Below are 26,849 nucleotides of genomic sequence, written 5' to 3' on the forward strand. Positions count from 1 at the left end.
ACCCAATTTTCGCCCGCCCGTCGATCTCAATTCAAGCGTCGCCCTCGACCGCGCAGCGGTTTGAGGGTCCGGCTTCTGACGCGCGCAGGGCTGGATGGAATGAGGAATCAGGAGTTGGGCTCCCAGATGAGCCTATGGCTCATCGGGAGTGACGCGAGACAGCAGCGTAGAAAGCGGGCTTTCGCTAAGGCTCCAGCCGCCCATTCGCGCGGTCGGCGAGTTCATCCATGAAGGCAGACACCCGCCGCGCATTTGCGCCAAGATCAGAGAGACCGACACGGCTGACGGAGCGCATATCCACCCGCGTTGCGCCATCGACAGCACGGATGCGCACGGCGATGTCGTCCTTGAATCCGAACCATCCGGTCGTGGCTGTGGCTTCGAGCATGGTCTGCTGGACATCCTCTCCTGTTTCCGGACGGGTAAATATTGCCCAACCTCGGGCTTCGGCGATACGGGTCGCATAGGAGGCGATCTCACCTGGCGACTGGTCGAAATAGAGCGGCTCGATCGGCCTGCGATAGGCAGGCGCGACTTCGTCGCCATCGACCATTTTCGGATTTTCGGCCTCTTCCTGGACTTCCGATACCAGACGCCCGCCCATGCCGGGCCAGCGCGCATTCGCTGCTTCGGGAATCACGGGTTCATCCTGAACCGGGTTCATTGCCGCATCCGTTTTGCGCTGCGCCAGCAAGGCTTCGGAGAAGCGGACAGGATCGCTCCAGTCAGTCTGGATATCATGAATCGGCGGAAGGCTTGCGGCCTGCGCACCAAAACCGATCAAGCGGAACAGGAGCATCAGCGCGATCAGTAGAGCCGCCAGTGAAAGGATCGCGGGCTGTACGCGCGGCGCCTTGATGAAGGCGATTACGAAGGCGATCACGGCGATACCGACTGACAGGAAGGCAACATAGCGCCCCCAGGCGATTGTCATCTTGCCGAGCCCGAACTGCCAGCCCCAGAGGCCATATTTCGAGCCGAGGGCAGCCGCAGCGAACCACAGCACGGCAAGGATGGAAATCACCAGTGCGGCACCGGCCAGTTTCAACCGCCATCCGGCTGACGGAGCAGTTTCACTCATTCGTTCCTCCCTCTCGCCAAAAACATATCAGCGCCCGAACACATATCGTGGCGGGCGCTGATAGCAAGGCGAAGTCATCGCCGGCACTACGGCGAAACGCAGGCGTCAGGCGGTCGGCAGTTTGTAATCCTTGAACATTTCGCGGAGCTTCAGCTTGTTGATCTTGCCGGTCGCACCGAGCGGGATTTCGTCGACAAACTGGACATCATCCGGCGTCCACCATTTCGCGATCTTGCCCTCGAGCTGTTGCAGCACTTCTTCCTTGCTCGGCTTCTCGCCGGGAGCGGGCTGTACGATCAGCAACGGCCGCTCATCCCATTTCGGGTGGTAGATCCCGATGGCAGCGGCGTTAGCCACCTTTGGATGACCGACGGCAAAGTTCTCAATGTCGATGGACGAGATCCACTCTCCGCCAGACTTGATAACATCCTTGGCGCGATCAGTGATCTGCATGGTCGAATGTTCATCGAGATTGGCAACATCACCAGTATCAAACCAGCCGTCGTCGTCCAGGACTTCGCCGCCATCACCTTTGAAATAGGCTTTGGACACAGCGGGGCCACGGCAAAGAAGACGGCCCGACGCCTTGCCGTCGCGCGGCAGCTCCTTGCCTTCGTCATCGACGATCTTCAGTTCCACGCCGAAGGGTGGGCGCCCCTGCTTCAGCTTGTAGGCGATCTTCTCGTCATGCGAGGCATCGGCGAGTGCCGGCGGCAGCGCGCCGAGCGAGCCCATTGGCGACAGCTCGGTCATGCCCCATGCGTGGAACACCTCGACATCATAGTCTTCCTCGAAGGCACGCAGGATCTTCTCCGGAACGGCCGATCCGCCGATAACCACCTTCTTCAGGTAAGGCAGTTTGAGGTCATTCTCCTGAAGATAGGTCAGCAGCATCAGCCAGACGGTCGGCACGGCGGCCGTAATCGTGACCTTTTCCTTGTCGAGCAGTTCATAGATCGCCTTGCCCGACATGTCCGCGCCAGGCATCACCATTTTCGCGCCGGTGGCCGGACAGGAAAAGGCAAGCCCCCACGCATTGGCGTGGAACATCGGGACGACAGGCATCAGCGTATCATTCGCGCCCATGCCAATCGTATCAACGCCCATCGTGATCATGGTGTGCAGCACATTCGACCGGTGCGAGTAGAGCACGCCTTTCGGATTGCCCGTCGTGCCGGAGGTGTAGCACAGTCCGCAAGCGGTCTGCTCATCGAAATTGCCCCACTCGACATCTGTTGAGCGCCCATCGATCCAGAGTTCGAAATTCACCGCGCCGAGCGAATTCTCCGGCATATGCTCGGGATCACACATGATGATGAACTTTTCGACGGTCTCAAGCTGCGATTTGGCAGCTTCGACGAGTGGCAGGAATGTCGTATCGAAAATCAGGATGCGGTCTTCAGCGTGATTGGCGATCCAGGCGATCTGGTCCGGATGCAGGCGCGGATTGACCGTGTGCAGCACAGCGCCGATCCCCATCGTGCCGAACCACGCCTCCATGTGGCGCGATGTATTCCAGGCGAGCGTTGCGACCCGGTCGCCGAGCTTGATACCCTCATCCAGCAGCGCAGAAGATACCTGTTTTGCCCGTTGGCGCAGCGTCCTGTAATTGGTTCGCTGAAACTCGCCGGTCTCCACCGAGCGCGTGACGATCTCGCGGCTACCGTGATTGTGAGCGGCATGGTCAAGCACCTTGTCGACCGTCATCTGCCAGTCCTGCATCAGACCTTGCATGGTATTCCTCCCGATTTTTTCTGCCTCTGGCGGTTTGCCCAGCGTGCACTTCCTTTTATGACCCCTTAGCACCTGCAGCAAGCTAAGGAAGGCCGCTTCCGGCATGAAATATTTCAGATTTATTCCGTCTTGTGTCGCAAGTATCGCATTTCTCACAGCCTGCCAGCCGGCTGAGGACGGCCTTCAGCCCCTCAGCGATCCTGAGGCGCCCGAAACAGTGTCCGAAGCGCCTTTGCCAGAAATTGCTGATGAAGAGCCCCTGCCACCGATCCAGAGGGCGGCACTGCCGGAAACCATGGACTGCGTCCGGCAAGCGGGCGGCCTCCTTATCGCCACGCACCGCGGCGGTCCGGCATATGGCTACCCGGAAAACGCGATTGCGACGCTTGATTATGCCCTCTCCAAAGGCGCGCACATCATGGAAGTTGACGTTGCCGAGAGCCGCGACGGGCAACTCTTCCTCATGCATGACCGCACGCTTGGCCGCACCACCACTGGCCGCGGCCCCGTTGCCGACGCTGACTGGGACGAGATCAGCCAGCTGAAACTGGTTGATGAACTCGGGACGGTAACGGCTTTCGAACCGCCGACGCTCGAAACCGCGCTCGCCTGGGCTGTCGAGACAGGAGCGATCCTGGAGCTGGACCGAAAGGAAACGACGAGTTTCCGCAACATCATCGAAGCGGTCCGGGAAACTCGCGCCGAGGACAATGTCATCATCATCACCTACACGGATGAAGAAGCCTTGCAGGTCGCAAAGCTCGCACCGGAGCTGATGATGACCGCCGGCATCGGGAACCGTGATCATGAAGCCCGCATGATGGAGGCAGGGCTCAATCCGGACATGCTCATCGCCTGGACTGGCACGAACCGGCCCAGTCCCGGCAAGTGGCAAGGTCTTGCCAGCAAGGGGATCGAGAGCGCCTTCGGCACACTCGGCCGGAAAGGCGAACGCCTGGATGACCAGTATTGGGCCGATGGCGACCCGTCCGAATATGAGGCGTTTGTCGAGGGTGGACTGGTCCTGCTCGCCACCGATGAGCCCTACAAGCTGCTCGCGCTTGACGGCCCCATCGGCGAGGCCATCCATACGGCTGACAGGGAATGCTTCGGCGGGTGATTTTGCCCTGATGGCTTGACGCCTTCTCCGGTTCGGACTAGTTGCCCGGCCGAGGTGAGAGACGCCTGCCGTTCGCGAAGCCCCTTGGCTTCAGGGTGAAGATCTCCGGGCCAATGCCCGATATTTCGACAAACAGACCCTTCACGATCAGAAGACCGGTCTGCGGCAAGGCGAACATCCGCAATTCGATACCGGGCTGACACTGAAAGGTCAGACAATGACACATGCCATCACCACACGCGCCCAAGCCAAAGCGCGGGCGCGCGAAATCCGGTCAGAACACGCCAGAGCAGGCAGGTCGCTGAGCCACGCCCATGCACTGGAGTCTGTCGCCCATGAGCTAGGGTACCGCGACTGGAACACCGCCTCGGCCCGCCTCTCGAACCAGCCGGACATCCCTCTGCAGGTTGGTGAACGCGTTTCCGGGAAATACCTGAAGCAGGCCTTTACGGGCAGGGTCCACGCTGTTCGCGAACTTGCGGAGGGGATGGGCTATGACGTCACGCTTCACTTCGACGAGCCGGTCGATGTCGTTGAGTTCGAAAGCTTTTCCGGATTGCGGCAGCGCGTATCGGCAATGATCTCTGAAGATGGCGTGTCCTGGGCCAAGACGAGCGACGGTATTCCCCACCTGATTGTGGCAAGAGAGGATGCGGCGATCATCTAGAGGCGGCCCAACTTAAACGCAAACAGCACTTTGGGCACCGGATCCGGATACATCTCAATGACTACGACAGCACACACCAACTTTGGCAAAGGTTTGAATTTCTACCACAATATTCCAAATCTGGGACTTGCTGACAATTTCCCTGAAATTTCGACACTGTGGCAACCGAATTTTCATACTTTTAATCGATAGGTTTACTTGGGCTGACGATCTGGGGCAGCAATCAAAACCTGCTCCGGTGTTTTGAATATTTGGGGTACGCTTGGTATTCTTGTTTAAAGAGATATACAAGGTGAGTCCGCTCATCTTTGCTTTCGGTTTTCTTGCGCCATTGTTCGCGCAATTGATCGAACGCATGGGGGCACCAACACCTCTTGGCCTGACGTCGCTGACGATGGGCTTCGTGGTTGCGGGTCTACTCGGGATTCCTGCACAGATCAGGGGGCGATGGATCTGATGACAGCACAGACTGATCTTTCCAGACTGTCGAACGAGGAGCTGGCGCGGATGGAGCGATCCGTCGCGCGCAGGCACCTCAACAAATTCCCCTATCTGTTGGTCATCGGCGCCTTCGTGAACCTTGCAGTCTGGCTGTCGCTCTGGCCACTCTTGTTCATGGGCCTGATACCGATGTGGCTCGGCCTCATCATCGCGACCATCACGGCGATACTAAGCTATCTGCCGTCGCATGAGGCGCAGCACGACATCATCGCGCGGCCAGGCTCCAGACTCTACTGGCTGAACGAACTTGTCGGCCATGTCTCGACCATCCCGCTTGCGCTGTACTACCCGCTCGCCAGGGTCACCCATCTTGAACACCATAAACACACCAATCACCCGACGCGCGATCCGGACTATATGGCGCGCGCACGCGGTCCGCTGCATGCGATCTGGCGAAGCATCGAGAACCGCCAGCCGCGCGGCAATGGTGCCTTCAACGCCTACTCAAAGGTGCTTGCCCGGCTGAAGCGTTATGACGTCCTGATGGGGGCTGCACTTTATCGTTTCGTCTGGTTTGGCCTGCTCATTGCGCTGGCATGGACCGGCCACGCGATCGAAGCGGCTGTCCTCTGGTGGCTGCCGCACCATCTCGCCTATACCTATATCCAGTATTATCTGAGCTGGGCACCGCACCATCCGGCCGAAGAGACTGATCGCTACCGGCACACGCGCAGCTTCCGCGCCGCCGTTGGCAATGTCCTGTCGCTCGGCATGCAGTATCACATTGTGCATCACCTGCACCCGCGCATCCCATTCTACAGGACGCCCAAGGCCTATTGGGAGATGAAACCCTTGCTGGAAGCGCGCGGTGCCAACGTGCATGACCTGTAGACAGGCTTAGGGATAGAGCCGCTCGCGCGTCCAGACGCCCGATTTGCGGGTGAACTTCAGCCGGTCATGCATGCGGAAGGCCTGATCCTGCCAGAACTCGATCTCGACCGGCACGACGCGGTAGCCGCCCCAGTTTGACGGGCGCGGAATATCTTCGCGGCCTTCATAATCGACCTCCAGCGCCTTGATGCGATCCTCAAAAACCTTGCGGGATGGGAGTGGACGCGACTGGTCAGATGCAATGGCGCTGATCCGGCTCGGCCGGGCGCGGGACGCGAAATACGCGTCAGCTTTTTCAGGCGGGACGCTGACGACATCGCCGCGCACGCGCACCTGACGGCGCAGCGACTTCCAGTGAAAGCCAAGCGCGGCCACCGGGTTGGCTTTCAGCTCCTGCCCCTTCGCGCTGTCGAAGTTGGTATAGAATGTAAAGCCTTCCTCGGAGACCGCCTTCAGGAGTACGACGCGCACATCCGGGCGCCCATGCTCATCTACCGTGGCAAGCGACATGGCATTGGAATCGTTCAGTTCCTTCTCCCGCGCCTCCGCCATCCAGGCTTGGAAGAGGCCAATGGGCTCTTCCACATCCGGGATCAGCGGATTGCCGGCGCTATCGCGCGCATAATCGTCAGCGCTCGGACTTGGTGGGATGATTTTCTGGTCTGCCATTCTGTCTGAAACCCTTCTTCGCCGCGCATCAGGCGAGAATGCCCCCATCCACGCGCAGGACTTGCCCCGTAATATAGTCCGCCTTGTCCGAGGCGAGGAATGCGACAGCATCGGCAATGTTCTGCGCTGTCCCCCAGCGCCCTTCCAATGGCAGGATCTTTCGCATCCGCTCCATCGTCTTCTCGCGATCGACCTGCCCGCTTTCGAAGGCCGTCGTCCACATGCCATCGTCGATCACTCCCGGCGCCACCGCATTCACCCGCACGCCGGAACGGCCAAGGTCAATCGACATGTTGCGCGTCATCGAGTTCACGGCGCCTTTGGAGGCCGAATAGGCAATCTGGCCGACGCTGCCGGTGCTCGCCGAAACGGACGAGATGTTCACGACATTGCCCTTGCGCGATTTCAGGCTCTCGGTCAGCGCATCGGTGAGGAGGATGAGGTTTCTCACATTGACGGTCAGCGTCATGTCGAGACCTTCCTCAGTGACCTTCCCGGCGGGCTCACTGACGCTGACACCCGCATTGTTCACGAGGATATCCACCGGGCCAAGCTGCTCGACAATGGCCTCCGCGAGCGGCTTCCAGCCATCCGTTGAACCAAGGTCGGCGTGCAGGACCACCGGGTCATTCGGAAGGGTCTTCGCAAGCGCCTCCAGCGCTTCTGTGCTGCGGGCAACGAGTGCGACTCGCGCGCCACTTCCGGCCAGAGTCCGCGCAATCGCCTCGCCTATGCCGCGGCTTGCACCCGTGACGACCGCGTTCTTGCCCTTGAAGTCATAAACCATCTGTTCCGCCCTTCCTTACCTGTTTGACGCGACAGTATTTTGTTTGTGGCGTATAGCAACGGCTGTCTGGGATCGGGCAGGACGCGAAACGAGGAGCATGCTGACATGAAACAGGTCACACCCCTTCTGTTGGCGTGCAGCTTCCTCTGTGCAGCCGAAATCAGCGAGGATAACCGCATCCGGCGGGTCTGGTATTTTCCGGAAAACCTGAATGACTGACGGGCCTGCCTGCGGCATGGACGCCTGCCCGCTTGCCCTCGCGCGTCAAATTCGCCATTGATGCGCCCAAATTCGAGAACCCCAAGAAGGACACTCCCATGAAGAAGCCTGTGAAAGTTGCTGTCACCGGAGCCGCTGGCCAGATCGGTTATGCCCTCCTTTTCCGTATCGCCGCTGGCGACATGCTTGGCCCGGACCAGCCGGTTGACCTGCATCTGCTCGAAATCACCCCGGCGCTCGGCGCGTTGAACGGCGTCGTGATGGAGCTGAATGACTGCGCTTTCCCGCTGCTCAACAACATCGTCGCGACCGATGATCCGAACGTCGCCTTCAAGGATTGCGACTTCGCCCTCCTCGTCGGTGCCATGCCGCGCAAGCAGGGCATGGAGCGCAAGGACCTCCTCTCGGCTAATGGCGGCATTTTCGGCCCGCAGGGCAAGGCCATCAATGACCACGCCTCGCGCGATGTGAAAGTCCTCGTCGTCGGCAACCCGGCCAACACCAATGCGCTGATCGCCCAGCAGAACGCACCGGACCTCGATCCGAAATGCTTCACCGCCATGGTCCGTCTCGACCATAACCGCGCGATGAGCCAGCTCGCCGAAAAGACAGGCACACACAATACCGACATCAAGAACGTGATCATCTGGGGCAACCACTCCGCGACCCAGTATCCGGACATTCACCACGCCACGGTAAAGGGCGAAGCTGCCAAGCCGAAAGTGGACGATGCCTGGTATCAGGACACCTTCATCCCGGACGTTCAGCAACGCGGCGCTGCCATCATCAAGGCCCGCGGTGCATCTTCCGCCGCTTCGGCAGCGTCTGCCGCCATCGACCATATGCGCAGCTGGGCGCTCGGGACGCCGGAAGGCGAATGGGTCTCGATGGGTATCCCGTCCGATGGTTCCTACGGCATTGAGCCAGGCGTGATCTACGGCTATCCGTGCACCTGCAAGGACGGCAAGTATGAGATCGTCCAGGGCCTCGAAATCAATGAGTTCTCGCGCGCCAAGATGGATGCGACGGACGCAGAGCTCCGCGAGGAACGCGCCGCTGTCGAACACCTGTTCGGCTAGCGCCTGATCGAGCTCGAAGGACAGCCATGTCTCATAATACGTTCGGCCACCTGTTCCGCGTGACGACCTGGGGCGAGAGCCACGGCAAGGCGCTCGGCTGTGTGGTCGATGGCTGTCCGCCGGGCCTCAGGCTTGACGAGGCATGGGTCCAGGCCTTCCTCGACAAGCGCAGGCCCGGCACCAGCCGGTTCGTGACCCAGCGCCGCGAACCCGACGAGGTGAAGATCCTGTCTGGTGTCTTCGAGGACGACCGCACCGATGGGCAAGTCACGACCGGCACACCCATTTCGATGATGATCGAGAATTTCGACCAACGGTCCAGGGACTATTCGGAGATCCGGGACCGCTACCGACCCGGCCATGCCGATTATGCCTATGACCAGAAATATGGTGTACGCGACTATCGCGGAGGTGGACGAAGCTCGGCGCGCGAAACCGCTGCCCGCGTCGCCGCCGGCGCCGTCGCGCGTCGCGTGCTTGGCGATGATATCCTGATCCGCGGGGCCGTGGTGCAAATTGGTCCGCATACGATCAATCGCGATGCCTGGAGCTGGGATGAGACAGGCAATAATCCATTCTGGTGCCCCGACCCGAATGCAGCACAGGTCTGGGAAGACTTTCTCGATACAACCCGCAAAGCTGGCTCAAGCGCCGGGGCCGTGGTCGAAGTCCACGCATCTGGCGTGCCGGCCGGATGGGGCGCGCCCGTTTATGGCAAACTCGACGCCGAACTCGCCGGCGCGATGATGAGCATCAATGCTGCCAAGGGAGTCGAGATCGGTGCGGGCTTCCAGGCGGCTGCCTTCTCCGGCGAACAGAATGCCGACGAGATGCGCATGGGCAATGAAGGTGTGCGCTTCCTGTCGAACAATAATGGCGGCGTCGCGGGCGGAATATCGACCGGCCAGGACGTGGTCGTGCGCATCGCAATCAAGCCGACCTCTTCCATCCTGTCGGCGACAAAGTCCGTCACGCGCGATGGCGAAGAAGTCGACGTGCGCACCATTGGCCGCCACGATCCGTGTGTCGGTATTCGCGCGGTGCCGGTCGCCGAAGCCATGCTGGCTTGCGTGCTGGCGGATGCGAAGCTGCGCCATCGCGGCCAGATCGGCTAGGCGCTAGTCGACCCGCCTGTAGCAAACAATCCACAGCACAATGCCGGCAAGGACCAGGCCGATCCCCGTCGGCCATTTGCCAATCAGCAAAACCAGATCCGCGATTCCGTCATATATCGCGTAGCCGCGAAGTTGCACGGCGTAGGGATGGAACACGTCGCCAAACAGAACGCCAAATCCGAGGACCGCTATACCCCCGCCCACAGCACAGGCGATGAATTTCAGGAAAAAGGAATGGGACCGCCTGTTCATCGAGCCCCTCTCGAGGCGGCTATTGCCGCGTGACGGCTCTGAACAACAGCACAGTCAGCCCAATCCCCAACAGGATAAGCGCACTTCCAGCCCCGGCTTCGCCCAGCAGGTTCGTCAGGCCACTGAACATTGAGGAAGTGGACTCCCCAGCACCTGTAGCGGCGCTGGCTGTCTGAGCATCTCCGAACATGACAACGAATCCGCTGGCGACAAACATGCCCCCCATCAGGACGGCCAGGCACTGTCTGATCCGATCGGAAGCGTCCATCTGCAACACCCAGTGATTGAGATCCTACCGCCTTATGACGGAGCCTAACTCAAGTGTGCAACACCTTGATGTCGATCAGGTTCCCAAAAATTTGAGCGTGCCGACTTTTTTACCACAGATGACTCAGAGGAAGGCATGCCAATGCCGCCCAGACCCGCCATCAAGGTTGGACACATGCATTCAGCGACTGCATCAGCCGCTCCACATTGCGCTCGAGCATTTCCACGGCATGCCTGATCGAGGCATCGTGACGCGCATCTTTGAATTCCTGGAATTCGATTCCAACATGGATGAACTGCTCGACACCGAGATATTTCGAGACGGTTTGAAGGTGTGGCACGAGGTGTCCACTTCCTTCGTTAATCCCTCCCTGTTCGAAACCGAATTCTCCACATGCGGTCAACGCCACAAGGCATTTTCCATTCAGGGTGGGCCGAAGCGGGAAATCACCCCGGGCGAGGTCAAAATCAAAGGTCTCATTAATTCGAACGACCTGATCGACCCAGGCCTTGAGCGCAGCAGGCATTCCGTAATTATACATCGGCGTGGATATCACTATGATGTCGGCATCACGCACCTCCGCAATGAGGACGTCCGACAACGACAACTGTCGTTCCTGCTCGGCACTTCGGTGTTCTGCCGGTGTAAACGCAGCGGCCAACCATGTCTCATTAATGGCCGCCGGAGGCGCTTTACCGACGTCCCTGTGCACGACGGCGTCATGCGGACGACCCTGTTTCCAGTAGTGTTCGAATCGCGATGCCAACATTCGACTCAGCGAGCCGTCCTGGCGTGCACTGGCTTCGACAATGAGAACGCTTTTCTGCTCCATGATCATGCTCCTTCAGGCTATGTTCCGCCGCAGAAAGCCACTAGTGCCGGACTTGGACAAACGGGTTCTATTCAGTTACGGATGAGTTTTTCCCATCCATGAAGCACGAATGAGCGTCTGTGCCCTACTCTCTAAAAGCATTGCAGACTTTCGAATCCGCTGCCCGCCTAGGTAGCTTCAAGGCGGCCGCCAACGAGCTATCTGTTACTACCACAGCCGTTTCACACCAAATCCGCGCTCTCGAAAGCCAACTCGGACTCAAGCTATTCAAGCGCCATGTCCGCGCTATTAGTTTGACACCAACTGGTGAATTCCTCTCATCTCGAATCTCGCCTGGATTCCGCATGATCGACGGCGCCCTGCAGGAGCTCAGCTCGATTGAAGCCCGCCTCTGCGTAACGACGACCCCTGCCTTCGCAGCCAACTGGCTAGCCCCCCGGCAAGCAGCGTTCGGGCGCACGTTTGCCGGGATCAGGCTCTCGGTCGAGACCGGGCACGAACCGATTGATCTTGACCGCCACAGGGACATCGGGCTCGCCATTCGATACAGTAACCGATGTCCGCATGCTGACGCTTCGCTTCTGGCGCGCGAACGCTTCGCCGTGTTCGGCACCCCCTCCTACATTGCGAGCCTGAAATCGCCTGCCGACGCGTTGTTCGCCATTACCGACTGGCAGCGCCCCGTCCACCCGGCCGCCGATCTTGGAACCTGGCTCGACATTGCTGGAGTTGAGGCGGATCCAGCGAATCTTCGGGTCAGTCGCTTTGATCAGGAACACCACGCCATAAGCCTTGCGCTTTCAGGCCAGGCACTCGCATTCTGTAGCAACCTTCTTGTCAGCCATCTCGTCCGCGACAGCCTGCTCGAACCTTATCTGCCAAATGCCAGCATTGAAGGGCTTGCTTACTGGACCATCGTGAATCCAGCCTCCCTCCGCCCAAGGGTCGCAGAGCGATTCAGGGACTGGATTTCCGAACAAGTCTAACCGCGCGTTTGCAACAATTAGAAACAGCCTACCCGACGAAGGCCTTCTCGATCACAAATTCGGCCGGCGCCGCATTCGAGCCTTCGTTCAGGCCGGCCTCGATCATCAGGTCCTTCATCTCGAGCGTCATCGGCATGGAGCCGCAGATCATGGCGCGGTCGACGGCCGGGTCGAGCGCGGGAATGCCGAGATCCTCGAACAGCTTGCCGGAACGGATGAGGTCTGTCGGGCGTCCGGACTGGTCGAAAGCCTCCCGGGTACACGTCGCGTAGAGACGCAGCTTGCCCTGCGCCATCTCGCCAAGGAATTCGTGGTTCAGCGTCTCATCCACGATCTCGCGAGAATAAGCGAGCTCTGCCACGTCGCGGCAAGTATGGGTGACAATCACCTCATCAAACTTCTCATAGGTTTCCGGATCACGGATCACGCTGGCAAACGGCGCGAAGCCCGTGCCTGTCGAGAAGCACCAGAGGCGTTTGCCGGGCACCAGCGCATCATGCACCAGCGTGCCAACCGGCTTCTTGCCAAGCAGCACCTTGTCGCCGGGCTGTATCGTCTGGAGGCGGGAGGTCAGTGGGCCATCCTGCACCTTGATGGAATAGAATTCGAGTTCCTCATCCCAGGACGGAGAGGCGATCGAATAGGCACGCAACAGAGGCTTGCCGTCCGGCTTGTACAGACCAATCATGATGAACTCGCCGGAGCGGAACCGGAATGCGGCAGGGCGTGTCAGCCGGAACTTGAAGAGGCGGTCGGTATAATGATGAACCGACAGGACAGTTTCCTCAGTCGGGGCGTTGGGGTTCACGCGCGGCGCGGCTGTCTCGGCATTTGCAGTCGTCATATCTGTCTTCCGGCAAACTGTTCGGTCATGTCAGCGCGTCACATGACCGCGATGCAGGCTTTGTGCAAGGCAGCAAATGATCGCATTAGCAGAACTAAAAAAGGAAACGGATGTAGCCGGGGGTCCAGCTACATCCGCTCGGTTAGGTGCATCGCGCAGGAATGGTCAGGGCGTTTGCAACGATGTCACCCAGTTGACGTCCTCGTCCGTGGTCGAGACGAGTTCGCCAAGTTCGTAGATATTCTCATAGCCGTAGCCGTATAGATTGATGAAGGTCGGGATATTCAGCGCAAGCGACGCCCGCTTGAGCACGATCGGTTCAACATCATCGACGAAATTGTTGTTGCAATAAATGAGGATGCGCGTGTCCTTCGACGGGATCACTGCGGCGAGCTTCTCATCGGTGAAGTCCGAAAAATTGAGATGCACCGCGCCATCTATGTGGCCCATCGCATAGGCGGTCCCACTGCGCGTATCGAGAACGATGGTATGGGCATCGGCCTTCATGGCATTAAAGTCTGCGAGGCTGACCAGGCGGCTTTCACGATACGCCATGACATCGTCCGTCATGGCTGCGAAACCGGGATAGTCGATCTCGGGTGAACCCTGCTGTGGCGCGGCTTCCTGCGCACTGGCCATCAGGCCCGATGCAATGAAGGCGACAATCACTGCCAGCCCGAATATAGCGTTTCGACGTTCGCCCATGGCGTAGTCTCCTCTTCCCGTAAAAAGGAGGCTGCTCCCGAAATGGGGCGGGAATTGGGTCATGACCGGGCCATTGGAGGGTAAAAATTGCCGCGAACAGGGCAATGCCCGCTCGCGGCAGAATCTTTTCCCGGATGTCAGGCGCGGCAATTACCAGTACCGCTCGACCTTGTAATGCTCGAAGGCGGCATCGCGGAAAGCGCGGCCATCATCCTTGCTGAGCTCGTTGATCGAGTCGGCCGGGCCTTGTTCCAGCTGTTCCTTCGTGAACGGCACAATGTAGCCGCCACGGTCCTTCTCATAGTCGAGCGAGGCCCAAGGAATGGCGTGGTACTTCTCGCCCATGCCGAGAAAGCCGTTGAAGCCAACCACGGCGAACATGATGTTGTTGCTCATCTTGTCGAGCATCACATCCTCGATTTCACCGATCTTTTCGCCAGCCTGGCTGTAGACATTGGTCCCTATGACGCGGGAACCACGAATGGCCGTCGTATGGCCTTGAGGGGTAGGCATATAGGAAGTCCTTTCTGGTCTGTTCGAGCGCGTTCTGCGCTGTACCAGAGCAAACTTCGATGCGGCCTGTCGGTTCCTGCTAAGTGGAATGAATATGGGTTACTTCTTCCCAATGTTGCCGGCAGAGCGACACATATTGCGCCTTCTCGACATCCACCTGAGCGCCCTCGATCAGGGCCCTGCCTCCACTATCCATGCGCGCGGTCATGGTCGCCTTTCGCCCGCAATGGCAGATGGTGCGTACTTCGCGAATCTGGTCTGCAATCGCCAGAAGGGCCGCTGACCCGGCAAACAGCTTGCCCTGAAAATCCGTCCGCAGGCCATAGCACATCACCGGCACGCCCAGCCGGTCAGCGACATGGGCCAGCTGCCAGACCTGCTCACCTTCCAGAAATTGCGCTTCATCTACGAACACAGCATTGAGCGGCCCCTCATTCATGCGCGCCGATATCAGCTCAAAAAGGTTGAGCTCGTCGCGGTAGAGATACGCCTCAGCCTTGAGGCCAATTCGGGAGCAGATGTCGGCCGTCTCCGACTCGCCTTCGCGGTAATGACCTGACGTCCACAGCATGACCTGCATACCGCGCTCGCGATAATTGTACGCCGACTGGAGCAATATGGTCGACTTGCCCGCATTCATCGCAGAATAGGTGAAATAGAGTTTGGCCATCGTCTGCGGACTCCTGGTCGCGGGCGGTGTGTATGAAGCCCAGCTATCGCGGCTGGTGTATGACCTGCCAAGTCCCACATCGCCTCATCCGCCGTTTTGGTCAGGACTTTCCACAGCTTCGGTCAGGAAGTGACGCCCTTCACGGTCTTCAATCTCCAGAACCCAGAGATCGCTGTCGCGCTCGCGGGCGCGCCGGACATAAACATCCACATCGTTTTCAGCCTCACCCATACCCTGCAGGCGCAGATCCGCGAAAACGCGCGCGCCTTCCATATTTGTGCGCGGCACATAGGCTCGCGCACCGCCCTTCAGGTCTGCAACCTTGACCAGCACATCGCCGCGTTCACGGTCACCTTTCTGCAGCACAAAGCAGGATGCACCGGCCGATTGGGCGCGCCTGATCAGGGCATCGACCCAGAGCCAGCTTGGCAGCCTTTCTTCGATCATACGTCTTTTTCCATCATTCGACCGCCATCCGGCATGCCCTTTGCACCGGGTGTGTCACATTAATACTTCAATAACCCTGAACAGACCGCCCCATGATCAAATTGTTTTCCAGCCTGATTCATCCCGCTCTTTTTGGCGCCAGCGAAACAGGTCGGCAAACGACAATCATGTCTGCGGGCCAGGACGTTCTTGGCGCAAAGGCTGGAGAGACCATGTCTGCCGGCATCTTTCCGCTTGAAGTCGCCTTCATCGTTCTGGGCTGCCTTGTCGTCTCCGGCTTCCTCCTGTTGATGCGGGAAGCCCGCATGGAAAATCGCGAAAACTAAGATCGATTTGCAAGCTCCGCTATTGAGCGGCGTCCACTAGCCCCTCGAGGTCGGACGCTGACGCCTTCGGCAGGATCACGCGGACGCGCGTGCCCTCATCCGGCGCCGTGTCAATGACGACCTTGCCACCCATTTGCTGCGCGAAGCTCTGCACGACGGCGAGGCCGAGCCCAGTCCCAGCGCGCCCTTTGGCGTTGCGGCCCTGCTGGAAAGGCTTCGCGATCCGGGCAAGGTCATGCTCGTCCATCCCGGCACCTGTATCGCGACAGGACAGCGCGACCGCGTCGCGACCGGCACGCGCGTCGAGCGTGACCGTGCTGCCAGCCTCGGAATACTTGATCGCATTTGAAATGAGATTCTGCCAGATCTGGCGCACCGCACGCGGATCGGCCATGGCCCAGACTTCACCCTGCGCCAGCATTTTCAGCTCGACCGCCATTCGAGCAGCCTGTCCCGACAGTTGCGCGATGACGGAGTCCGCGCTCGCCACCAGATCGACCGGCTCAATATCGAGCCGTGAATGGCCTGCTTCCGCCTTGGCAAAGTCGAGTATGTCCTCAACGATCAGCAGGAGGTCCTGACCGCTCTCGTGGATGAGGTTGGAATAGTCCTTATAGGCCTCCGGCATCGGACCGCGCAGTTCCGTTCGCATCAGGTCGGAAAAGCCGAGAATCGCATTGAGCGGCGTCTTGAGGTCATGCCCCAGCCCGGCAAAGAATGCCGTGCGCTCGGCCAGTTCGCTCTTCAGCGCGGCAACTTCTGAAGGCACCGCTTCGGCGGGCGATGGTTCAGGCTTCGTCTCGCCGCTCCGGTTGGTCACATCGTCCAGAAAAACGCGCGTTCCGAGGTCATGCCGGTCAATCGTGAATTCGACCTCGCAGCCATTCTCCAGCGTCTCGACAAAGGTGCCGCCCGAACGAAAGCGCAGGGCGATGGCATCCCGGCGCGTGGATGGGAACGCATCGAGGAAGACCCGGCCGGGCCTCAACTGGAGTCCTGCCGGGGGATTACCCGAAGCCGACCGGATCCGGCCTTCACGCGTCACATCGACAATCATGACGCCGGGCTGCGCATCGCCGACCTCTTCCAGCGCGGCGAGGTGGTCTTCTGCGGCAGGTGGCGCAGTGGACGCACGCTCATCCGACCTTCCGGTCCTTGAGCGTCTCGCCACAAGCGCCGCCACAATAAAGGGCAGCACGCAAAGCCCGGCGAAGGCGTACATCTCACTGGCATGCGACGCTTCTGCCATTCCCGGCATCGCTCCAAGGCTGACCGACAGCGCAATTGCGCCAAGAGTCGCAAACAAAGAGAAAATTGCTGTCTCGACGGCCAGCTTGCGCCATCCGAAGCTGAGAGCGACAAGGGACGGGAAAGCCGCGAAGACGAGCGCAGGCGAAGACAGCCCGCCCGACAGCGCAACAAAAAAGGCACTCATGAGAATCCAGGGCAGACATGCAAAAAGTGCACGGCGCCCGCGCGGCCACTGCTTTCCCTTCCAGACAACCAGCATCGTGGTCAGGACCGGCAGGACACAAAGTGCTGCAAATGCTGCGATTATCAGCGGATTTACCCCGCCGGAAAGCACGAAAGCGGACGCGACTGCGACCAGCGCAAGCCAGAGCAGAAAGATACCCATCAGAAAGGTTTCCGATTTTTCATTAATAGATCGGTGATATTCGTTAGTCATTCTGATCGTCGCTGGAACATTACATTTTCAGTTTATACCGCGTTTCGGGGCTAGGAACAGCTTTGCAAATCCGGGAAAGTAGTTAACCATTCGGTCAGGTAGTGTGAGGGAGACTGACGATGAAATTCAAAAGAATCCACGCTGGCATGCTGGGCGCTGTTGCGCTTGCATTCTCGGCGTCGGCGCAGACAGAAGCTGCACCCGAAGTCCAGACCGTGGCCGCTGATAGCGCCGCGATTGCTCCGGATCCATTGTCTTCTGCAGCGGCAGTGTATGCGACGTTCCATGGCGACGTCACAGACATCAAGCAGAACTCATTCAAGAGCTCGAATGACATTCAAAACGCGTTGAAAAATCTTGGTGGCCAGAATTCTGAACAGCTGACGCGCGGCTGGATGGCCTATTCTGCTCTCGTCGCCTCGCAGAACCCTGAATTCCGCGCCGCTGTACGTGACATTGAAGGCTTCTACGGCAAGGACGTCTTCGTCCGCGGTCTTCAGAATGATGTGCGCTACGCCCGTTCGCTGAATGGTGGCAACAGTGCGGTCAAATCAGCGCTGACGGCCGGCAAGGCGGATTCGGCCCGCCTGACGGCAACGGCAGCCTTCGTCAAGGAACAGGCCTATTCATTGCAAGGCGCAGGCTGGGCCAAGGGCAAGGTTGGTGATTCCGGCGCAATCGCCACAAGCCTGCGGGCTGCCTCCCTCACCGGTCGCCCTGCCCGCTCGGAAATGGTATCTGCCTTCACTGCACCTGGCATCGACACAGTCCTGGTTTCCGCCGGCTCGAACGGCGCGCCATCCATCTGGGAAAACGTGTCCAGCGCCGCTTCCGCCATCCGCGTGCCGGATGTGAAAGGCGCGCTCGGCATCAACAATTCGCGCATTGCCTCTGGCAAGGAGCCGATTGCTGACCAGATCGCCACACTGGCCGCCTACCGCGTCATTGGCAGTGGTGGAGCTGCTGCCGCGCCGATGCAGAGCGCGATGACAGAAAAGCAGACCGCTGGCTGCCTCAACATGGCCCAGCTCAACCTGCAGCAGTGTGTCGCCGCCGCTCACCAGCACTTTGAAGTGCCATTCTGCATCGGTGAACATGCGCTGGCTGATGTTGGCCGTTGCATAAGCAAGGTCAGTCAGTAAAGCTTTCACCACTTTCAATCTCTTGACCCCGGCCTTCTGAGATGGAGACCGGGGTTTTCTTTTGCCTGCGAATGTCCCACATGGGCAGGTATGAGTGTTGAATCCCGCGCCCAAGACATCCGCGACGAGTTCGATTTCCTTGATGACTGGGAAACGCGCTATGCGCATATCATTGATCTCGGCAAGGCGAACCCACCGCTAGAGCCGCATGAACGCACCGAAGACACCAGGGTTCGCGGCTGCGCCTCGCAGGTCTGGATGGTTCTGAATGAGACCGCGAATGATGAAATCGAGATCCGCGCTGAATCAGACGCGATGATCGTGTCCGGTCTCATTGCGCTTCTCATCCGCCTCTTCTCTGGCGCCCACCGTGACGACATCCTTGCCTTCGACACACCCGCCTTCCTCGACGAAATTGGCGTTACAGGCGCGCTCTCAGCACAACGTTCCAACGGGCTGGCCTCGATGCTCGCCCGCATCAGGACAGTTGCATCCGCCGAAGCGACTGGTCGCTAGCACCCGCTGTCGCAGACCAGCGGCCATACTCGGCGACGCCGCGCAGCTGCTCTTCCAGCCCGTCAAGCCATTCGTCGATTTGCGGGTCGTCGCGGAAATCCTCGATCTTGTGACAGCCATAGGCAACGGTCGAACGGTCGCGGTCGAGTGCGGTGGCGATGCGCGCCAGGCTCATGCCGAGACCGACATGTGCGAGATACATCGCGATCTGTCGGGCGCGGGCAATCCTGTGATCGCGCTTGTCAGCCGACAGGATTTGCTCGGCCGGAATCATCAGCGCAAAGCCGGTCAATCCTGCCGCCAGCCTTACACGATGCTCATCCTGTTGCCGCCTTGAATAGTTCATCATCCAACTCCTGATCTTGCGTTGGACAGCAGATTAGTCCTCGCGATCAGGTGTAGGATATTTTTCCTATTTTGAGAAAGCAATCCCTTTCGGGATCAGGCTGCGAGACGATCAGATCCGCCGGAGAAAAGGCCGAAGGGATCATCTTCTTCCGGTGTGTCGCAGGCCAGCACCACATCATGACAGAGGATCAGGGCACGATCGGAATGGCCTGTCGCCAGGGGCAGGCGAAGCCAGGCATGACGGTCCGTCTTCCTGTTGACCACACCGCCTGTTGGCCGGCCATGTTCCGCCGCAGCGGTGAGGCCGAGCGACCACATGGACGTTGCGACACTGCCGAACTCGCGAAGGTTGCGACCGCCCGCATTCGGTCCGAGATAGGCCTGAAGCCGCGAGCCGACCAGACGAAACCAGGCATCGCCTTTTGCGTCCAGTTCGACCATGGAAATAGACGAAAGATGTGCACGCAAACGGCCAGGATCGATGTCAGACCGGCGCGGCAGCTCCCTCGCGCCCTTTGCGGCCTGCCAGTGGGCAATGATGTCCTTCTGTGCAGACGTCAGGCCATTGAACCGTGATCGACTCTTCATGTTCAGCCACCCCCGTGGTGATTTGATAGAGTCAGGTGTGGCGGAATTCGATTCCGCCATCAAGAGTCGTCACTACAAAAAGTTAACTATAACTGCGAAAAAATTATCGTTACGGTTGCGAAATATTCCGATCATGAAATATTCAACAAGTCTCCGACAAGTCTTCGTGACTATTTCCGCCCTGTCCCAAGCCCCATCTGCTTGGCCAACTTGGACCGCTTGCGAGCATAGCTTGGCGCAACCATCGGATAGTCGTATGGCAGTCCCCACTTCTCACGATACTCTTCGGGAGTCATGTCGTATTTGGCGCGAAGGTGGCGCTTCAGCGACTTGAACTTCTTCCCGTCCTCAAGACAGATGATGTATTCGTCCGTGACGGACTTCTTCACCGGAATGGCTGGCTTGATCTCGACATTGGTCTGACTGGCATCTCCAGACAGGTCACGCAGAGTGGCATGAACATTCCGGATTAGATTCGCCAGTTCGCTGCTCTGGACCGAATTGTTGCTGACATAGGCCGCGACAATGTCCGTCGTAAGTTCCAACGCTGCACTATCGGATGCCTTGTGTTCTACAGGTGCGTCCACATTCTACTCCCTCACAATCTCAACACGTCAGGTTCCTGACGAATAATGTGAGCGTGAAACACCTCAGAACACATTTGGTTGCACAAATGTATTCTTCGAAATTCTAGCCGTGACTTGAGTTTCGGCACCCGACATTATTCCATTGCTGGAATAATCCTCCTCTAACCTAAGTGAAAGAAGAAATATCAGCCCAGCTAGCGGACAAAGAAGGCAATCATCAGCGCGAGACCGAGCAACACCACCGTCCATACGGCCATGCCATCGAACAGGCCGCCCTTGGCCAGAGTCCCGCGCGGACTGAAGGCCGCCTCAAGCCGGGAGAAGGCGCGCCCCGTCAGCGTTCCGAACAGGCCGGTCATGGCTGGGCCGACCTTGGTCCAGATCGTGCCGCTCCATTTGGCAAAGCCGTAGCCAACCCTGCGCCAGATAATATCGGTATCAAGGATGATCCCGCGCTTTTCTGGAGGATAGGCGCCGATGCGCTGCAACACTGCAAAGGCAAACATCGCCAGGACCAGCAGTTGCATCTGCGTCAGGATATGATCGCCCGTATAGGGCTCATACTTCATCGTATACGGGTCGTCCGCGTATGGCAGGATGTTGTACAGCCAGTCGAAACCGAAGCCCGGCAGGAAGGCCGGAAGGCCGACACCGATACAGATGAACGCCGCCGCGCCCATGGCAAGCAGCATGTTGAACGGCGCCTCCTTGGGCCTCTTGCCGCTATCATGCCCGAAGAAGGCAAAATAGGGGATCTTGATGCCGGAGTGCTCCAGCACACCCGCTGAGGCAAAGAGCAGCATCAGCCACGGGATCAGCGCGCCAATCCCCGCCACAGCGCTCATCGTCAGCGATTTCGAGACGAAGCCCGAGAAGAGCGGGAAGGCCGAGATGGAGGCCGCCCCGATGAGGCAGAACAGCGTCGTCCACGGCATCGTCCGGTAAAGCCCGCCAAGTTCGGTCGCCTTGGCCGTGCCAGTCCGGTAGAGGACAGCGCCCATGCTCATGAACAGCAGCGACTTGTACATGATGTGGCAGAAGGCGTGTGCAGCCGCGCCATTCAGCGCCAGCGGCGTCCCTACCCCGATGGCGCAGACCATAAAGCCAAGCTGGTTATTCAGCGAGAAGGACAGGACCTTGCGGAGGTCGTTTTCCACCACGGCGAAGAAGACCGGATAAACCGTCATGATCGCGCCGATCCAGATCAGGCTCTGCTCGCCGGCAAAGGTCCGCGCGAGCGCATAGATGGCAAGCTTCGTCGTGAAGGCCGACAGGACCACAGTGCCCGTCACCGTCGCCTTCGGATAGGCGTCTGCGAGCCAGGTGTGAAGGAATGGAAAACCTGCCTTGATGCCGAAGGCGAGGAAGACGAGCAACACGCCCGGATCGCCCAGCTCGAGCGCCCGGATGCTCATGTCGCCCGTGTCGAAATAGATCTGCATGCCGCCGAACAGCAGCAGGACGCCCGACAGGACATGCAGCCCGAGATAGCGCATGCCCGCCTTGTAGGCGGCGCGCGTACCCGACTTGAAGATCAGGAAGACCGACGTGACTGCCGTCAGTTCCCAGAAGACAAAGAGGCTGATGAAATCGCCGCAGAAACAGGCGGCAACGGCGGCGCCCATATAGGACATTGCCATGCTGTCTTCGAGGCGGCTGTCATTGTGCAGCGCGTAGACCGCATTGATCAGCGCGGCGATCAGGAAGGCCAGCCCAAAGATGAAGGATAGCGAGTCGACGCGGTACAGCACCATGTCGAAGCCGAGCATTCCCATCGTCGCAATATCGATGTCGCGCGGAGCCGCAAGCAACATGAACAAGGCCAGGACCGGCGCACCGAGTGCAAGCCCCTGGCGCACGCGCTGGATCGGAGTGAGGCCAGCCAGCAGGCCGGCAAGTATCAGGACAAGGCCCGGATTGATGGAGGCAATCAGCGCGTTCATGCGTGCGGCTCCTCTCCGGCAGGCTCTTCTTCATCCTCATAGTAGGCCTCATCCCGGCGCAGCAGGCGTCCGAGCGGCCAGCCAGCCAGCACAACCAGTGTGAAGGAGAAAAAGCCCCACATCGCATAAAAGGCTGTGATGGAATCGATTCCGAAATAGGCATGGCGGAAGTGGTGCCCCTCTCCCGACGCGGCCTCCAGCAGGACTTCAGCGGCAATCAGACCAGCCGAAACCAGCGCCAGAACGAGAAAGACAACGCGTCCGGCCCAGGGTTTCGACGTCCAGCCGAACAGCAGTTTGGCGAAACCCGAAGTCTGGCTGTCATCGGGCAGCTCATGTTCGCCATGATCGGTCAGGTGGGGCGGTGTCACATGATCGCTCATGGCTGGCCTCCAATGGCTGGCAGAAGGAAGTCGTAGAGTTCACCCATCAGGAAGAAGAGCACGACGGTCCCGAATGCGGTGAAGACCGGCGCTGCCACCGTGAACATGGGGGCGCCTTCCGGTCGCTTGTACGGCGCAGGCTCCAGCGTGCCGCGTGGCGGCATCAGCGCCAGGATCGCGATTGGCAGCAGGTACGCAATGTTGAGCAGCGAGGAAATGATCAGCACCCAGGCCACATAGCCGTCACCGGACTCGGCCGAGCCGAGCATCAACATGACTTTCGGCCAGCCCCCGGCCAGCGGCGGGATACCGATAATGGAGAGAGAGCCGATGAGAAACGCGCCGAAAACCCAGGGCATACGGCGGCCAAGCCCACGCAATTGCGAAATTTCAGTCTTGCCGGTCGCGACATAGATGGCACCGGCACACATGAACAGCGTGATCTTGCCGAAAGCATGCGCCGCGATCTGCAAGCTGCCCCCCATCATGCCGGCCGAATTGGCAAGCATCACACCAGCCGTGACATAGGCCAGCTGGCCCACTGTCGAATAGGCAAGTCGTGCCTTCAGATTGTCCTTTGTCAGGGCGACCAGCGATGCGACGACAATGGTAAAGCAGGCGACGCCCAGCACGAAGTCGCGCGCCGGCGTGTCTTTCAGGAGGTCATAGCCGAAGACATACAGCCCGACTTTGGCCATAGTGAACACACCCGCTTTCACCACAGCCACCGCGTGCAGCAGGGCCGAGACCGGTGTCGGGGCGACCATGGCATTGGGCAGCCAGAAATGGATCGGCATCAGCGCCGCCTTGCCGATACCGAAAGCAAACAGGATGAGCAGCGCGCTCGCGATGATGGGGGTGACCGCTTCAACGCCATTCAGCAGCCCGCCGGGCACGAAATCCATGCTACCGGCCAGCGTATAGGTCCAGATGATCGCAACGAGGAAAAGACCGATTGATGTAGCGAGCAGCGTCATCAGGTAGATGCTCGCGCCCTTCAGCGCCTTCTTGTCTTCCTTGTGCGCCACCAGCGGGAAGGTCGACAGGGTCAGAACCTCATAGAACACGAACAGGGTGAACAGGTTTGCCGCCATCGCGACGCCCATCGCGCCCATCAGGGCGATGGCAAAGCAGATGTAGAAGCGCGTCTGGTTGCGCTCGCGATTGCCGCGCATATAGCCGATGGAATAGAAGCTGTTGACGATCCACAGGCCGCTCGCCACCAGCGCGAACATGGCGCCCAGCGGCTCCATCCTGAACGCAAAATCCAGCCCCGGCACAGATGTCCCGAGCACAAGTTCGGCCGGCATGTCGCCGCCCACTGTTCCGGCCAGACCACACGCCGTGACAAACAGCGCCGCCGCACCGAGCAGCGTGATGCCTTCCCGGAAATCGGGCAGTTTGCCGGCAAAGAAGATGCCCACTGCCGTCAGCACCGGCAGGACCAGCGCTGCAATGATCAGGGTCTCACCGCTCATCGCACACCTCCGATGAACAGGGCCTGGGCCGCGTCATTGGCCAGGCCGACAACGAAATTGCCATTGATACCGATCCACAGATTGGCCAGCGCCAGCACCCAGAGCGGCCCAAGCAGCAGCATGGGGGCTTCCTTCTGGCGCTTCTGGGGATTGTTCGGCGGCTTGAAGAAAACGGCCTGCAGGATGCGCCCCATATAGACGACTGCTAGAACGCTGGAGAACACGACAATCAGCGCCGCCCACCACCAGCCGCTCGCAAGAAGGGCCGACACCAGGGCGAACTTCGACTGGAAGCCGGCTGTCAGCGGCACGCCGATGAGCGACAGGGCGGCAATGGCAAAGGCCGTCATTGTCCACGGCGCGGACCGCCCAAGCCCGGCAAAATCATGAATGCGCGTGCCCTGATAGGTCAGCACAACACCGGCCACCGCCATGAACAGCGCGCCTTTCATAAGCGCGTGGTTCACGAGATGGAACATGCCGGCTGAGACCCCTGCCGCTGTGCCGAGCGAGATGCCGAGCAGCATGTAGCCGACTTGCGCGACCGAAGAATAAGCGAGCGTCCGGCGTACATCGGTCTGGAAGATGGCCTGGAAGGAACAGGCCAGCATCGCCGCGATCCCCATTGGCGTAAGGATGAGCGCAAGGCTCGCACCTTCGAAGATAAATTCGAGCGAGAAGACCGAGAAGAGGAAGCGGACGAGCGCATAGATCGCTACCTTGGTGGCCGTTGCGGCAAGGAATGCGGTGACGAAGCTCGGGCTGTAGGTATAAGCGTTCGGCAGCCACTGGTGCAGCGGGAACATCGCCGCCTTGAGGCCGAGGCCGACGAGGATAAAGGCGAAACCGACCTGTACGGCGCGGTTGCCGCTCGTATCCTGAAGCTGGATGGCAAGATCGGCCATGTTGAGCGTACCGGTCGCCGCATAGAGGAAGCCGACACCGACAACGTAGAAACTGGCGCCAATCGTCCCCATCAGCAGATAGTTGATCGCCGCTGGAAGCGCCCGCCGGTCCCGGCCGGAGCCCAGCGCGACGAGCACATAGGTCGCAATCGAGGACAGTTCGAGGAAGACGAAAAGGTTGAAGGCATCGCCTGTCGCCGCAACGCCGAGCAGGCCCATGAAACAGACCTGGAACGCGCCGAAGAACATGGCGCGCTTTTCTTCATTGATCTCCGCCCGGATGGTCGGCCAGCCGAAAATGCTGGTCAGGAAAGCGATGAAGCTGACCAGCATCAGGACGAGGACATTCAGCGCATCTATGCGGAACTCGATGCCATAAGGCGGAGCCCATCCGCCCATCGCATAGGAGATGACGGCCCCACCCTCGACGGAACGGACCTGCGCAAGAAGGATGATGGACAGAAGCGTACACAGCGCGGTCACGACCATGGTCATGATCCAGGCGATACGCCCACTGCCGGGCAGGAAGGCCGAAATCGGCCCGGCCAGGAGCGGCAGCACAATGATCAGCGCTGGCGCATGCGCTTCGGCCCAGGCCGGCGCGAGTTGCAGGATAAGATCAATCATGCCGGGTCGGCCTCACCGGGATGGTCATGGGCATATTCTGCCAGGGCAACTTCAAGGTCCATTTCGCGGATCTCGTCGCTTTCGATCGTGCCATAGGCTTCTCGGATACGCACAACAATGGCGAGCCCGACAGCGAGCGTTGCCACGCCGACGACGATTGCGGTGAGCATCAGCACGTGCGGAAGCGGGTTCGAATAGATGTGTTCAAGCCCATGACTTGCAGCGCCATGGGCTGTGTCGGCGACACCATGCCCCGCGTCAGCCGCCACACCATGTGCTGCGTCCGCCCCATGGGCTGCCGCAGCTGCAACATCCTCTGCATGGTCACCGCCATGGCCTTTTGCGTCCGCACCGAACAGGATCGGAGCGGTGCCGCCATCAATGCGCGACAGAGAGATGTAGAACAGGATGATCGAGGTCTGGAAAACCGAGAGACCGACCAGCCGCTTGATCAGATTGGTAGACGAAAACAGCGTGTAGAGGCCGATCATCATCAGCCCGATGATCGCCCAGTAATTGCCGCGCTCTAGGATGAATTCGACCATTACCAGTCCTCATCCTTGATTTCAGTGACCCGGCCGGCAAAGGCGTAGAAGATCGACAGCATTGAGCCGGCCACGGCGAACAGCACGCCCAGTTCGACGAACAGGATGCCGTAGTGCTGACCGTAGTGGCCGCCTGGCTCTTCATTGAAGAGAGCATCGTAATCGAGATAGTTGCCGCCCATCATCAGGGCCCAGACACCCACAGCACCAAAGATGATGAAGCCGAGCGCCGAGAGCGACCGCGCAAACCATGGCGGGACCGCTTTCATCGCCGGCGTGATGCCGAAAATCAGCGAATACAGGATGACAGCAACCGCAATGATGACGCCCGCCTGGAAACCGCCTCCCGGGCTGTAGTCACCGTGGAAATGAACATAGAGCGCGAACAGCGAAATGATTGGAATCAGCGGCTTTGCGACAACCCGCAGGATGACATGATGGTCGGTCTTCATCG

The 26,849-nt window shown here is 59.5% G+C and carries 30 protein-coding genes and 1 pseudogene; 10 read left to right on the plus strand and 21 right to left on the minus strand.

What is annotated here, in order from left to right; translation table 11 throughout:
- Positions 1 to 184: 184 nt before the first annotated feature.
- Positions 185 to 1,081 (minus strand): DUF1499 domain-containing protein, encoded by an 897-nt coding sequence (locus B8746_RS13200; RefSeq protein ID WP_084394112.1) that lies wholly within the window; start codon positions 1,079 to 1,081, stop codon positions 185 to 187.
- Between the two features lie 105 nt (positions 1,082 to 1,186).
- Complete coding sequence (locus B8746_RS13205; protein WP_084394113.1) at positions 1,187 to 2,815, minus strand: long-chain-fatty-acid--CoA ligase; 1,629 nt, start codon at positions 2,813 to 2,815, stop codon at positions 1,187 to 1,189.
- Positions 2,816 to 2,918: 103 nt separating this feature from the next.
- On the opposite strand from B8746_RS13205, the gene B8746_RS13210 reads away from it, so the two are divergent.
- The 3 genes from B8746_RS13210 (at position 2,919) to B8746_RS13225 (ending at position 5,934) form a co-directional block, all read left to right on the plus strand.
- A complete protein-coding gene (locus tag B8746_RS13210; RefSeq protein ID WP_084394114.1) occupies positions 2,919 to 3,935 on the plus strand; it encodes a glycerophosphodiester phosphodiesterase family protein in 1,017 nt (338 codons plus the stop codon).
- 217 nt (positions 3,936 to 4,152) lie between these two features.
- Positions 4,153 to 4,602: a glyoxalase superfamily protein gene (locus B8746_RS13215; protein WP_084394115.1), complete on the plus strand. Its 450-nt coding sequence runs from the start codon at positions 4,153 to 4,155 to the stop codon at positions 4,600 to 4,602.
- Between the two features lie 456 nt (positions 4,603 to 5,058).
- Positions 5,059 to 5,934 carry a fatty acid desaturase gene (locus tag B8746_RS13225; RefSeq protein WP_084394255.1) on the plus strand — a complete coding sequence of 292 codons (876 nt, stop codon included), beginning with the start codon at positions 5,059 to 5,061 and terminating at the stop codon, positions 5,932 to 5,934.
- A 6-nt stretch (positions 5,935 to 5,940) separates the two neighbouring features.
- On the opposite strand, the gene pdxH is transcribed toward B8746_RS13225, so the two are convergent.
- The gene (gene pdxH, locus B8746_RS13230; protein WP_095380876.1) at positions 5,941 to 6,603 is read right to left on the minus strand and encodes a pyridoxamine 5'-phosphate oxidase; all 663 of its coding nucleotides are present in this window, start codon (positions 6,601 to 6,603) and stop codon (positions 5,941 to 5,943) included.
- A gap of 28 nt (positions 6,604 to 6,631) precedes the next feature.
- Positions 6,632 to 7,390 (minus strand): SDR family NAD(P)-dependent oxidoreductase, encoded by a 759-nt coding sequence (locus B8746_RS13235; protein WP_084394118.1) that lies wholly within the window; start codon positions 7,388 to 7,390, stop codon positions 6,632 to 6,634.
- A 317-nt stretch (positions 7,391 to 7,707) separates the two neighbouring features.
- Here B8746_RS13235 and B8746_RS13240 point away from each other — a divergent pair, with 317 nt between their 5' ends.
- Both B8746_RS13240 and aroC read left to right on the plus strand, forming a co-directional pair.
- Positions 7,708 to 8,688 carry a malate dehydrogenase gene (locus tag B8746_RS13240; RefSeq protein ID WP_084394256.1) on the plus strand — a complete coding sequence of 327 codons (981 nt, stop codon included), beginning with the start codon at positions 7,708 to 7,710 and terminating at the stop codon, positions 8,686 to 8,688.
- A 26-nt stretch (positions 8,689 to 8,714) separates the two neighbouring features.
- A complete protein-coding gene (aroC, locus tag B8746_RS13245) occupies positions 8,715 to 9,803 on the plus strand; it encodes a chorismate synthase (RefSeq protein WP_084394119.1) in 1,089 nt (362 codons plus the stop codon).
- 3 nt (positions 9,804 to 9,806) lie between these two features.
- Here aroC and B8746_RS13250 read toward each other — a convergent pair whose 3' ends face one another.
- Complete coding sequence (locus B8746_RS13250) at positions 9,807 to 10,055, minus strand: hypothetical protein (protein ID WP_084394120.1); 249 nt, start codon at positions 10,053 to 10,055, stop codon at positions 9,807 to 9,809.
- Positions 10,056 to 10,483: 428 nt separating this feature from the next.
- Entirely contained in the window at positions 10,484 to 11,155 is a 672-nt protein-coding gene (locus B8746_RS13260; RefSeq protein WP_198943729.1) for an FMN-dependent NADH-azoreductase, read from the minus strand.
- Positions 11,156 to 11,274: 119 nt separating this feature from the next.
- Here B8746_RS13260 and B8746_RS17610 point away from each other — a divergent pair.
- Both B8746_RS17610 and B8746_RS13265 read left to right on the plus strand, forming a co-directional pair.
- A pseudogene (locus B8746_RS17610) lies at positions 11,275 to 11,454 on the plus strand (LysR family transcriptional regulator); the annotation flags it as partial.
- Positions 11,455 to 11,499: 45 nt separating this feature from the next.
- Entirely contained in the window at positions 11,500 to 12,141 is a 642-nt protein-coding gene (locus B8746_RS13265; protein ID WP_233124271.1) for a LysR substrate-binding domain-containing protein, read from the plus strand.
- A 28-nt stretch (positions 12,142 to 12,169) separates the two neighbouring features.
- Here B8746_RS13265 and B8746_RS13270 read toward each other — a convergent pair whose 3' ends face one another.
- The 5 genes from B8746_RS13270 to B8746_RS13290 form a co-directional block, all read right to left on the minus strand.
- On the minus strand, positions 12,170 to 12,985 hold the full coding sequence (locus B8746_RS13270) for a ferredoxin--NADP reductase (RefSeq protein ID WP_084394124.1): 816 nt from the start codon (positions 12,983 to 12,985) through the stop codon (positions 12,170 to 12,172).
- A 165-nt stretch (positions 12,986 to 13,150) separates the two neighbouring features.
- Positions 13,151 to 13,690: a rhodanese-like domain-containing protein gene (locus B8746_RS13275; RefSeq protein WP_084394125.1), complete on the minus strand. Its 540-nt coding sequence runs from the start codon at positions 13,688 to 13,690 to the stop codon at positions 13,151 to 13,153.
- A 150-nt stretch (positions 13,691 to 13,840) separates the two neighbouring features.
- Entirely contained in the window at positions 13,841 to 14,203 is a 363-nt protein-coding gene (locus B8746_RS13280; protein ID WP_084394126.1) for a PRC-barrel domain-containing protein, read from the minus strand.
- 79 nt (positions 14,204 to 14,282) lie between these two features.
- Entirely contained in the window at positions 14,283 to 14,873 is a 591-nt protein-coding gene (locus B8746_RS13285; protein WP_084394127.1) for a thymidine kinase, read from the minus strand.
- Positions 14,874 to 14,957: 84 nt separating this feature from the next.
- Positions 14,958 to 15,320 carry a DUF1491 family protein gene (locus B8746_RS13290; protein ID WP_084394128.1) on the minus strand — a complete coding sequence of 121 codons (363 nt, stop codon included), beginning with the start codon at positions 15,318 to 15,320 and terminating at the stop codon, positions 14,958 to 14,960.
- Between the two features lie 92 nt (positions 15,321 to 15,412).
- Here B8746_RS13290 and B8746_RS13295 point away from each other — a divergent pair, with 92 nt between their 5' ends.
- Positions 15,413 to 15,646: a hypothetical protein gene (locus B8746_RS13295; protein WP_084394129.1), complete on the plus strand. Its 234-nt coding sequence runs from the start codon at positions 15,413 to 15,415 to the stop codon at positions 15,644 to 15,646.
- 19 nt (positions 15,647 to 15,665) lie between these two features.
- Here B8746_RS13295 and B8746_RS13300 read toward each other — a convergent pair whose 3' ends face one another.
- Positions 15,666 to 17,282, minus strand: a complete 1,617-nt coding sequence (locus tag B8746_RS13300; RefSeq protein ID WP_158084637.1) for a sensor histidine kinase — start codon at positions 17,280 to 17,282, stop codon at positions 15,666 to 15,668.
- Between the two features lie 170 nt (positions 17,283 to 17,452).
- On the opposite strand from B8746_RS13300, the gene B8746_RS13305 reads away from it, so the two are divergent.
- Both B8746_RS13305 and B8746_RS13310 read left to right on the plus strand, forming a co-directional pair.
- Complete coding sequence (locus B8746_RS13305) at positions 17,453 to 18,475, plus strand: hypothetical protein (RefSeq protein ID WP_084394131.1); 1,023 nt, start codon at positions 17,453 to 17,455, stop codon at positions 18,473 to 18,475.
- A 90-nt stretch (positions 18,476 to 18,565) separates the two neighbouring features.
- Positions 18,566 to 18,991: a SufE family protein gene (locus B8746_RS13310; RefSeq protein ID WP_084394132.1), complete on the plus strand. Its 426-nt coding sequence runs from the start codon at positions 18,566 to 18,568 to the stop codon at positions 18,989 to 18,991.
- Here B8746_RS13310 and B8746_RS13315 read toward each other — a convergent pair.
- From B8746_RS13315 to B8746_RS13355, 9 genes are all read right to left on the minus strand, one after another.
- Positions 18,954 to 19,337 (minus strand): helix-turn-helix domain-containing protein, encoded by a 384-nt coding sequence (locus tag B8746_RS13315; RefSeq protein ID WP_084394257.1) that lies wholly within the window; start codon positions 19,335 to 19,337, stop codon positions 18,954 to 18,956. The genes B8746_RS13310 and B8746_RS13315 overlap by 38 nt on opposite strands.
- Before the next feature lie 95 nt (positions 19,338 to 19,432).
- Positions 19,433 to 19,927: a PAS domain-containing protein gene (locus tag B8746_RS13320; RefSeq protein ID WP_158084638.1), complete on the minus strand. Its 495-nt coding sequence runs from the start codon at positions 19,925 to 19,927 to the stop codon at positions 19,433 to 19,435.
- Positions 19,928 to 20,097: 170 nt separating this feature from the next.
- Positions 20,098 to 20,514, minus strand: coding sequence for a Ros/MucR family transcriptional regulator (locus B8746_RS13325; protein WP_084394134.1), 417 nt, complete (start codon positions 20,512 to 20,514; stop codon positions 20,098 to 20,100).
- 194 nt (positions 20,515 to 20,708) lie between these two features.
- Positions 20,709 to 22,457, minus strand: a complete 1,749-nt coding sequence (locus B8746_RS13330; protein WP_084394135.1) for a Na(+)/H(+) antiporter subunit D — start codon at positions 22,455 to 22,457, stop codon at positions 20,709 to 20,711.
- A complete protein-coding gene (locus tag B8746_RS13335; protein ID WP_084394136.1) occupies positions 22,454 to 22,840 on the minus strand; it encodes a hypothetical protein in 387 nt (128 codons plus the stop codon). The genes B8746_RS13330 and B8746_RS13335 overlap by 4 nt, the downstream gene beginning before the upstream one ends.
- Positions 22,837 to 24,318 carry a proton-conducting transporter transmembrane domain-containing protein gene (locus tag B8746_RS13340; protein ID WP_084394137.1) on the minus strand — a complete coding sequence of 494 codons (1,482 nt, stop codon included), beginning with the start codon at positions 24,316 to 24,318 and terminating at the stop codon, positions 22,837 to 22,839. Before B8746_RS13340 ends, B8746_RS13335 begins: the two co-directional genes overlap by 4 nt.
- Positions 24,315 to 25,850, minus strand: coding sequence for a monovalent cation/H+ antiporter subunit D family protein (locus B8746_RS13345; RefSeq protein ID WP_188657354.1), 1,536 nt, complete (start codon positions 25,848 to 25,850; stop codon positions 24,315 to 24,317). Before B8746_RS13345 ends, B8746_RS13340 begins: the two co-directional genes overlap by 4 nt.
- A complete protein-coding gene (locus B8746_RS13350) occupies positions 25,847 to 26,395 on the minus strand; it encodes a cation:proton antiporter subunit C (RefSeq protein WP_084394138.1) in 549 nt (182 codons plus the stop codon). Before B8746_RS13350 ends, B8746_RS13345 begins: the two co-directional genes overlap by 4 nt.
- Positions 26,395 to 26,847, minus strand: coding sequence for a Na(+)/H(+) antiporter subunit B (locus B8746_RS13355; RefSeq protein WP_084394139.1), 453 nt, complete (start codon positions 26,845 to 26,847; stop codon positions 26,395 to 26,397). The genes B8746_RS13350 and B8746_RS13355 overlap by 1 nt, the downstream gene beginning before the upstream one ends.
- Positions 26,848 to 26,849: the final 2 nt, after the last annotated feature.

It is taken from the genome of Henriciella pelagia (assembly GCF_002088945.1).
GTDB classification, from domain to species: domain Bacteria; phylum Pseudomonadota; class Alphaproteobacteria; order Caulobacterales; family Hyphomonadaceae; genus Henriciella; species Henriciella pelagia.